The sequence below is a fragment of the Sphingomonas sp. genome (genome assembly GCF_048595155.1).
Taxonomy (GTDB): domain Bacteria; phylum Pseudomonadota; class Alphaproteobacteria; order Sphingomonadales; family Sphingomonadaceae; genus Sphingomonas_I.
Window position 1 is genome coordinate 1 of record NZ_JBMDXN010000085.1, and the last position, 8,864, is coordinate 8,864.

At 61.8% G+C, this 8,864-nt stretch carries 6 protein-coding genes and 2 pseudogenes; all 8 read right to left on the reverse strand.

Annotation, left to right across the window (positions count from 1 at the left end):
* Window positions 1-3,316: beta strand repeat-containing protein (locus ACOJSI_RS13570; protein ID WP_420138830.1), on the reverse strand; the 3,316-nt coding region annotated here is incomplete at its 3' end.
* Between the two features lie 1,199 nt (window positions 3,317-4,515).
* Window positions 4,516-4,977, reverse strand: coding sequence for a hypothetical protein (locus ACOJSI_RS13575; RefSeq protein WP_420138831.1), 462 nt, complete (start codon window positions 4,975-4,977; stop codon window positions 4,516-4,518).
* A gap of 6 nt (window positions 4,978-4,983) precedes the next feature.
* Window positions 4,984-6,222: a molybdopterin-dependent oxidoreductase gene (locus ACOJSI_RS13580; protein WP_420138832.1), complete on the reverse strand. Its 1,239-nt coding sequence runs from the start codon at window positions 6,220-6,222 to the stop codon at window positions 4,984-4,986.
* A gap of 423 nt (window positions 6,223-6,645) precedes the next feature.
* Window positions 6,646-6,879 (reverse strand): hypothetical protein, encoded by a 234-nt coding sequence (locus ACOJSI_RS13585; protein WP_420138833.1) that lies wholly within the window; start codon window positions 6,877-6,879, stop codon window positions 6,646-6,648.
* 196 nt (window positions 6,880-7,075) lie between these two features.
* Window positions 7,076-7,237 (reverse strand): hypothetical protein, encoded by a 162-nt coding sequence (locus ACOJSI_RS13590; protein ID WP_420138834.1) that lies wholly within the window; start codon window positions 7,235-7,237, stop codon window positions 7,076-7,078.
* On the reverse strand, window positions 7,218-7,352 hold the full coding sequence (locus tag ACOJSI_RS13595; RefSeq protein ID WP_420138835.1) for a hypothetical protein: 135 nt from the start codon (window positions 7,350-7,352) through the stop codon (window positions 7,218-7,220). Before ACOJSI_RS13595 ends, ACOJSI_RS13590 begins: the two co-directional genes overlap by 20 nt.
* A 95-nt stretch (window positions 7,353-7,447) precedes the next feature.
* A pseudogene (locus ACOJSI_RS13600) lies at window positions 7,448-8,393 on the reverse strand (IS630 family transposase).
* A 122-nt stretch (window positions 8,394-8,515) separates the two neighbouring features.
* Window positions 8,516-8,864: pseudogene (locus tag ACOJSI_RS13605) on the reverse strand (hypothetical protein); the annotation flags it as partial.

Here is an 8,864-nt window from a genome sequence, read left to right on the forward strand (position 1 = left end):
ACAGGAACGGCAGCTCGATCGACGGCAGGCCGTTGACCTCGTACACGGTCTGGAAGTCCCCGCCGTTGAGCGTGATGGCGTTATTGACACTCAGGAAGCCCTGCAGGCCCAGTGTCGTTCCGGCGTCCATGCTGACCGAGCCGGTGCCAAGCCCATTGTTGTGCCCGGCAACCACCGTTCCGCCCTGAATCAGCAATTTGCCGAAGCTATTATTGCCGTTCAGGATCAGCGTTCCGCTATCCTGCTTGATCACTGTACCGGTGCCGCTGCCGCGCGAGATGACACCGTCCAGCTGAAGGCTGTTCGCGCCGGCGATCGCCAACCGGCCGTCGCCGACAAATTCAAATAGCGCGACGTTATTCGCAAGCGTGACGTTACCCTTGGATTCTAAGGTGCCCGACTCAACCGTGATGCCCCCGGTGCCGAGCGCCCCATCCGCCCCGATCAGCACGTTGGCGCCGTCGGTGATATTGGTGCCGCCGCTAAAGCTGTTGGTCGCGTTCAGCTCCAACACAGTGGCATTGTTGAAGGTCTGTGCATTTCCGCCGATGAGGCGGATCGAGCCTGTCCCGGAGATGACACCATTGATCGTCTGATGTGGCGCCTGCCAGATCTGTAGGCGGCCACTATTGGCAATCGATCCTGAGAAAACGGCTTCCTGTGCCTGACGGACGGTAAGTTGGGACGCGTTCCCTATGGCGACTTCGCCGTTCCCGGTAAGGGATGACGTCGTCATTCCTGGCCCATTGAGCTCAAGACGGCCGCCCGCCATGGTGAGCGGACCGTTCACGATCGTCCCGTTCACAACGAGCGTTCCATCAGAAACGGTGATGCCGCCCCCTACGGTGCTATCCGCGGTCAGGGTCAACGAGCCGGTGCCACTCTTCGAAAGCGCGCCCGCTCCGGATATGACACCGGCATAGGTCGAGGCCTCCGAGCGATCGAAGGCAAGAGTCGCCCCCGTGGCGGTTTCGACATTACTCGCAAGGGAGCCGGTCGTGCCGCCGTTGCCGATCTGCAGCGTGCCGGCCGCGATTGTCGTACCGCCTGTATAGCTATTCGTCCCGGTCAGCGTCAGCGTACCCGCCCCGAGCTTGTTCAGCGTGCCGATACCCGAAACGGCGCCGGCATATGTGAGCGCATCGGAGCGGTCGAAGAATAGCGCGGCATTGTTGACCACATTGCCTGCGATCGAGCCGCTCGTGCCGCCATTGCCGATCCACAATGTGCCCGCCGAGATCGTAGTCGTTCCAGTGTAGCTGTTGTCGCCGGTTAGTGACCAGATGCCGTCATCGATCTTGGTCACGCCGCCGGTGCCGGTGCCGATCACGCCGGAGACGGTACCTGTTCCGGGACCGGACAAAGTCAGAGTCTTTCCCGCACCATCGATGGAACCGGTAATGTTCAAGGTGGCCGGAACCGTCGCGCCGGCATTGATTTGGCTGTCTGCCAAAAGCGTGATGTCGCCACCATAGGTCGCGGTGCCGCCATTCACGTTCAAGGCGCCGCGGTCATTGGCGCCGCTGCCCGAGAGGTACAGTCTTTCACCCGCGATGGTCACACCATCGCCCAGGATCAGGCTCGCACCTGGGGAGACCTCTGTCCCTGCCTCAGTCGAGCCGAGGGCCAGGTTGTTGGAGACGAGCAGCGCGCCGGAAAAGACATGAGTCCACCCGCTATACGTATTCGCACCAGTAAGCGTCCACTTGCCGTCCGTCTCGACGTTGTTTTGACCGGTGGCAATCACCCCGCTGATCGTACCAGCGCTGTCGTTTGCGGCACCGAGCATCAGCGTGCCCTCGCCAGTGATGCCGCCTGACAAAAGGAGCGACGATGCGCCCCGCACGGTGATGCTGGCACTATCCGTGAGGGTAATCGCGCCTTGGAATGTGTTGGCGCCAGTCCCCACGCTGGTCAGTGCGCCAGCCGCGCCTGCGCCCAGTCCCTCTATCGAGAGCGGTTCCGCCCCGACCGTTATGCCACCCGACAAAGCCAGCGTTCCGTCCGGGCCAACCCTGGTTCCGGCTGCAGTAGAGCCGAGCGCTGTCGCATTGGTGATCTGGAGCGTACCCTCAGAAACAGTCGTCGCCCCGCTGTAGGTGTTGCCACCCGTCAGAAGCAGAGTGCCGCCACCGATCTTGGTAAGATTGCCTGCCCCTGAAATCACGCCGGAGAGCGTCGTGGTTACGCCCGAGTCAACGGACACGGAGCCGGCGCCCGCCATCGTCACGTTGCGCGCAGTTGTGAAAGAGGACGTCGTCCGCAGGGTGCCCCCATTGAAGCTCAAGCCGCCCGTGCCGAGATTGCTCTCTGCGGCGACGCTCAGCACGCCACCAGTGAAGCCCGTCCCACCGCTATAGCTGTTGGCAGCCGTCAAGGTCAGCGCACCCGCCCCGGTCTTCACCAGCGAGCCCGTGCCGGAAATGACATTGGTCAGCGTAACGTTGGTGGACTGATCGACAGTCAGGCTACCATCGTTGATCTGGATGCCGCCGGTCAGGCTCCAATTACCTCCGAGAGACAGGCGATTGGCGCCGGTCAGGCTTATCGCAAACGCACGCGTGGTGCCCTCTCCCGACAGGCCGCCACTGACGGCCGCCCTGAGCACCAAGTTCAGGCCGGTGCCGACGATGCCGATGCCACCCGCACCGGCAGCACCATTATCACAACAGGAACCAAAGATTTTCGATCCGCCAGCACCGCCGTTGCCGCCACTTACGGCACTGTCGAGCGTGACATTCATTGGACTGGTGGCAACCAGCCCATGCCCGCCATCGCCACCGCCGCCGCCATAAAAGTAGCCGCCTCCCCCGTCACCGCCTTTGCCGCCGGTGACCGGATCGATCAGGTAAGTCGCGGTAGCGCCATCTAGAACGATACCGTAGCCGCCTGCGCCACCGCCGCCGCCATCACCATCGTTGGACGTGCCGCCCTTCCCGCCATTGCCACCGGCGAAGCTGCTCCCGGCAGCACTCGAACCGCTGATCACGAAACCGTGCGCACCGCCGCCGCCGCCGCTTGCGCGGGACCCGAGCGCCGCTCCTCCCGAGCCATCCTGACCTGCCGCACCCGGACTCGCCCCGCCCGCGCCGCCCGCAAGCCCACCGAACGTATTCCCGCCCTTGCCGCCGGTGGCGCCTGCACCACCACCGGCGCCGCCCTCATAATCTTCACCCGCAGCCGCACCTGCACCACCAGCGCCCACAACACTGCTGACACCACCGGCGGAGGCTGGCGGGCGATTGCCCCTCCCGCCATCGCCGCCGCGCGTCGTCTGTGCCGTGGCGGGCGCCGCAAGGAGAATGGTCGCAGCCACCCCGCCCGCCAACGCCCGCATCGCGGCACGAGAGGTAAGGACGGTTCCCGTGGCCAAACGCCGCCGTGTCGAATTGCCACGCATTAACTTACCCCCATTTACGCGAACGCCCCGTTTGCCAATGCTGCCACAGGCGCGCCCCTTAGATCCGCCCTAAAAGACATCAGCAATTGTCGCGATTACAAAATGTTATCAGAAGGATGCAAACGATCTTATTTGCCAACCGTGTGAATCGATGCCACCGCTTGCGTTACTTATGCCAGACATCGGTGCCACAGCCGGCGCAGGTTCCGGTACAAGCTAACCCGTTCCAAAAGACTTTGCCGCGATCGAATTAATGTGGATTTAGTTCGCGTAAGACCTGGTGCTTTAGAGCGGCCGGCACAGAAGCGCCCTTATCGCGCGTGTCGATACATCCATTGTAATCGCCCATATGTTGGGCTGCTCACCGGCGCCCCCGTCTCATTTGCAAACACCTGCCGCGGCGTCCAAAAACGCTGTGATCCACATGACGAAAGCGACCTCCGCCTTACGTGCGGTAATGACGACCCGCCATAGTCCATCTGGACTGGTCGTTTCACGAGGCATTTGTTGATCGAACGCTTGGAACCTTGCGTCGTGCAAATAGAGCACGTGCAACGGTCGGAGGACGACAACGCCTCCCTGGTTTCAAATCCCTGCTGCCGACGCTGCCGGGGTTTTTGGTGGAACGTCGGCGGATCATCGACGGCTGTTCGCCCGTCTATCGCGCCCTTAATTGGTCGGGCCGCGCTCGTCTGCATCTCACATCGGCTGTCGGGGGCAGCGCGGCGCCTGGGCCGCTAAGCTTGGGAGATAAGCCCGGATAGGTTATTTCACGGTAGATAAAACCTACCCTATTAAGGCGGGTACGCGAGAAAATGGCCGGCATGGCACATTGCGTGGCATGCTCGGCGGACAGAAATTGTGATTTAGGCGCTGTAGCAAAGTCTTAGCCTCTAACTTCGATATCTACCCTTCCGCCATTGGGTCAATCCGAGGGGTCCTACTAGGTCCTAACGGCTTGACGATCCCTGCCGGCATGGGTCCAGCTCAAGCCTGTTCGTCTGCTCATCATCACTAAGGAGCTGATCTGATACGATCTGGGGGAATATGGGACGCGCACCTCTCTTGCGAGGCCCAAGAGGTGGGTCGGACCATCGCATCTCATGGCATTGACGTCAGCCTGTTCCGCCAGAGCGATCGGTCGCCGATCTTGGCGCGGATGGACCGACTGGGAGTTTCGCGCTCATGGCGGTTAAGTAGGCTACGATGCTTGGGATCGCCGCGTCAGGCACCGGCGCCTTATAGGTAGTCCGCATCTTTTCAACCGTCGCGCGCCATTGGTCTTCGCTAAGCCTTGGCTGGTTGAGCGCCATGCTTGCGGAGTGGCAGGATGTACAATTGGCGTTGATGATGTCGACATGGGGACCGTCCGGGAAGGTGCCGGTATCGTCGGGAAGATCGATGCTGGTCGACGCCAGCGTCACGCCGCCTGCAGTCGCCTGCGACGACTGGATTACTGTGTTGCTCTCGGGCTGCGCGGGGATTGGTGTGTGACGCGGCGGCCCGATGATGATGAGCACCACGGCGGTGAAGAGGATCATCCCGCCCGCGAGACTACCCGTGGAGATGTTGCGCATAAATTATCAAACCAGAGTGACGGTAGAGGTCTCCACGCAGCCGCGCATGAAACCGCCGGGATTCCAATTAGGCGATATCGGCTGCGTCTCGCCCGCGGCGCTGGTGCAGCGGCTCATCAGCGTAACCTTGCCTGGCCGGGGAACGCGCACATTGGCATCGAACCGGCGAAAACCGTATTTGCCCTCATCGGGGCCAAGTTTTGCTGAGTGCCAGGTGCGGCCATGGTCGGCGGAGATGTCGACGCGGGCGACAGCCGCATCGCCTCCCATAGCAATACCTCCGACCGGGAGGTCAGGCGCGTAGCCAAGTGGCGTGCCATCCGACCAGCTGGTGATCCATGATCGTGGCACCATGCGGTTGATCGGCACCGACGGAAAATCCTTGGTACCAGGTGCGACGTTAGCGCCCGGTGTGTCCGGGATCTTGTAGGCCTTCGCCATCCAATAGCCCTGGTCGGGCCCGTCAAGCACCTCGATATCGTTGAGCATCTTGACCCAGTAGGTCGAGTACCAGCCCGGTACGATGAGCCGTGCGGGGAACCCGTTGAGGAGGGGCATTTGTTCGCCGTTCATTTGGAAGGCGACGATCACCTCGCCATTGCGGGCATGGTCGATAGCTAGCGATTTTGAGAAGTCCGGCCCGGTCGGCACCACGGGCTGATCGAGCGCGCCGAAGCGCACCGCCAAAGCTCCAGACCGCACGCCCGCCAGATCGAGTAGGTGGCGCAAGCTCACGCCTACCCACCTCGCGTTGCCCATCGCACCATGCCTCCACTGCGCACCCGGAACGCGCGGCTCGAACAGCCCACGGGAATTGCCAGAGCATTGGTTCACCGCCGCCAGTTCGATGCGCGGCATGCGCAACAATTGGGCAAGGCTGATGGAGAGTTGCCGGTCCACATGGCCACGGATTGCGATACGGTAACTTGCGACGTCGATAGCGGTCGGAATGTTCGCCCAATGCCATCGCACGAAGAAGCGGTCATTCGGGGTGAAGACGCTCCCGTCGAACACCTCCATCGGTGTCTCAAGCAGTGGCGGTCGCAACCGCTGAAGGATCATCGCGCCCTTTTGCGGAAACTCGCTTGTCATCGGCCTTGTAGACGGGCCTCCCGGCAATCCCAGCTCCACCAGCGACTGGCCGATAGCGGGTGTGCTCAGCACGGCGGCACCACCAAGGCCGAGCCCGGCTAGAACCTGCCTACGGGATTGGCTGCGTGCGAGATGGAAATCAAATGCATCCATGAAGATTGAAACTTTCCGGCGATTTGGAGCGCGTCGATCAGTAGGTGCTGGTTTCACCGAGCGGAGTTCAGCGAATGGTGCTACGCGTTTCGCCACCTCGGTCCCGGCTCGCGGGTGTCTGGTCCATTTCTTCCTCCAACAAGCATTCACTTCACAGGTAAGACGATATCGTTTTCGAGTTATTCCCACCGCAAATTCAAATGCCCCTGGGATTGGCTGGCAGAGGCTCGCGGTTTGCCCCGCCATGCCAGCGCCCATGCTTCTCAGGGCCACACCAATGCCGCGAACGGAAGCGACTTTCCCGCACAATTGTCGTCATCACGGCCGCCAGCATCCGCGGCGCGGACCGTATCAAGCGCTCAATTCCGCTCCTGTTGAGCAGCTACCGCGTCCGCGCGCGAGCTGCGTTATATTCGGCTTCGGTCAAGCGGCATCACGGTTCGTGTCCGCGCGCTCGAACATCACCGGTGGGGCCTGCTCCAGCTCGCTACGTGAGATAGTACCATCGCCATTGCTGTCGGCATCGCCGATCGCTGCTATCAGGGCAAGCGCCTCCGGCTTACGCTTGGCGAGCCGAGGAAAATCAGCCGTACTAACGACACCGTCGCCGCTGCGGTCGAGCTTGCTAAACATCGCAACACGATGGCTGGTGAACACCGCCCTCGTAATTGAGCCGCCGCCGTTAGTGTCGGCAATCGACTTCGCCTACCCCCTGCATATGACGGACGGTGGGGTCTACGAAGTAGGTTCTCGCGTTGTAACGGCGGCAAGGACCACGATTTGGTGAAGCCGATACGCCTCCCCTTGCGCGGTGCATCGTTATGGGCTCATCTCCCCTGCGACGATTGTGGCATCAACGGCTCGGCCTTCTACCCCATGTCGCCCGGCGCTCATCGGCCGTCACGATGCCATCGTGGTTCGTGTCCATAGTGTCGAAGCGAGCGGCCGCGCCGGCAGTAAACTCGGTCCGGGAGACCGAACCATCCTTATCTGCGTCAAACAATTCGAGCCGCATAGTCGGGGCCGCCCGATCCCCCGACGATTTCTGAAGCGGACAATATGCCGTCGCTGTTCTCATCCATTTGCGCGAAACGATCAGCAGCCATCTTAGTGAATTGTTCGCGGGTCATGTCCGGCATCTGACCTTGCCGCTGCGCATGGGTCGCGCTCGGAAACAATAAAACCAGGGTTGCGACGCTGACGAGTAACTTAGAGCGTTTTCAGCTTAGGTAGCGGCGTAGCCTGAGTTTCGGAGATAATTAGCACATTCGTGGGGTGGGAAGCGGTCGAGGAGTTGGCCGATGCGCATCCATAAAGTGTCGACGGAGCGTTCGGCGGCTTTGCGCAGCAGGGCTTTGAGCTTGGCGAAGACCTGCTCGATCGGATTAAGGTCGGGGCTATAGGGCGGCAGGAACAGAAGATGTGCGTGGGCCTGGCGGATCGCATGACGAACGGCTTTGCCTTTGTGGCTGCCGAGATTGTCCATGATGACGACATCGCCAGGCCTGAGCGTGGGAACGAGGCATTGCTCGACCCAGGCAGCGAAGGTCACGCCGTTGATCGGTCCGTCGAGTACGTAGGGTGCATCGATCCGATCACATCGCAGGGCGGCGATGAAGGTCATGGTACGCCAGTGGCCGAAGGGTGCGTTGCCACGCACGCGATGGCCTTTGCGGCCCCAGCCATGTGTGCGCACCATGTTGGTCTTCACCCAGGTCTCGTCGATGAAGACCAGACGATCAGCCGTGATCCGACCCTGATACCGCCTCCAGCTCGCCCGCCGGCGCGCGACGTCGCGCCTGGCCTGTTCGGAGGGCAACAGCGTTTTTTTTGAAGCTGATCCCTTCGCGCTTGAAGAAGGACCAGATCGCCGCGACCCCCGCCGACAGCCCATGCTCGGCCGCCAACCGCTAGCGAAGTTCCGCCAGCGTCAGCCCAGGTGTGGCTGCCACCTGATCCAGCAGCCACATGCGATGTGCATGAAGCGGCGAACGCACACGGCCGCGCTGGGAAGTCGGCGCGACTTCGCCACGCTCGCGATACCGCGCCATCCATTTGATCGCACTCGATGGCGCCACTCCAAAACGCAACGCCGCAGACCGTGCCGACGCTCCCGCCAACACCGCCTTCACCACGCGCTCACGCAAATCGTTCGAACAGGCTCTCGGCATGACCGCTGGCCTCCTGCCCAGCAGCCATCTTGAATCAGAAATCATCCCGCTTGGGAATCCCGCAACGATTCAACTCAGCTCAGAACCGCTCTAGCGTTCATCATGGTATCACCTTTCGACCGTTAATGCTGCGCAGAGCGGGGCGCACGTTCCCCGCGGCGGATCGTCTGCAGTTCCGCGAGGGTAAGCACGCCATCATGATTGGTATCGAGTAACAAGAAGCGTTGCTGCGCGGCGACCATCATCTCGTTCAGAGAAGTGCCGCGGTTGAAATTCGTATCGGCCGCTGTGATCGGCTGCGGAATGGCAAGATAGCTGAAGCGTCCAGCCCCGATCCGAGAGGCGTCGTACGAAGCTTGAGCTTCGGTGCGCCCTCCGCCGCCAGTCCGCTGCTCACGACCGCCCCCGAAACCGCCGCCGCCCCCGCCCAAGCCACCACCGCGCCGCCCCCCACCGCCGCGCTTGCCCCGT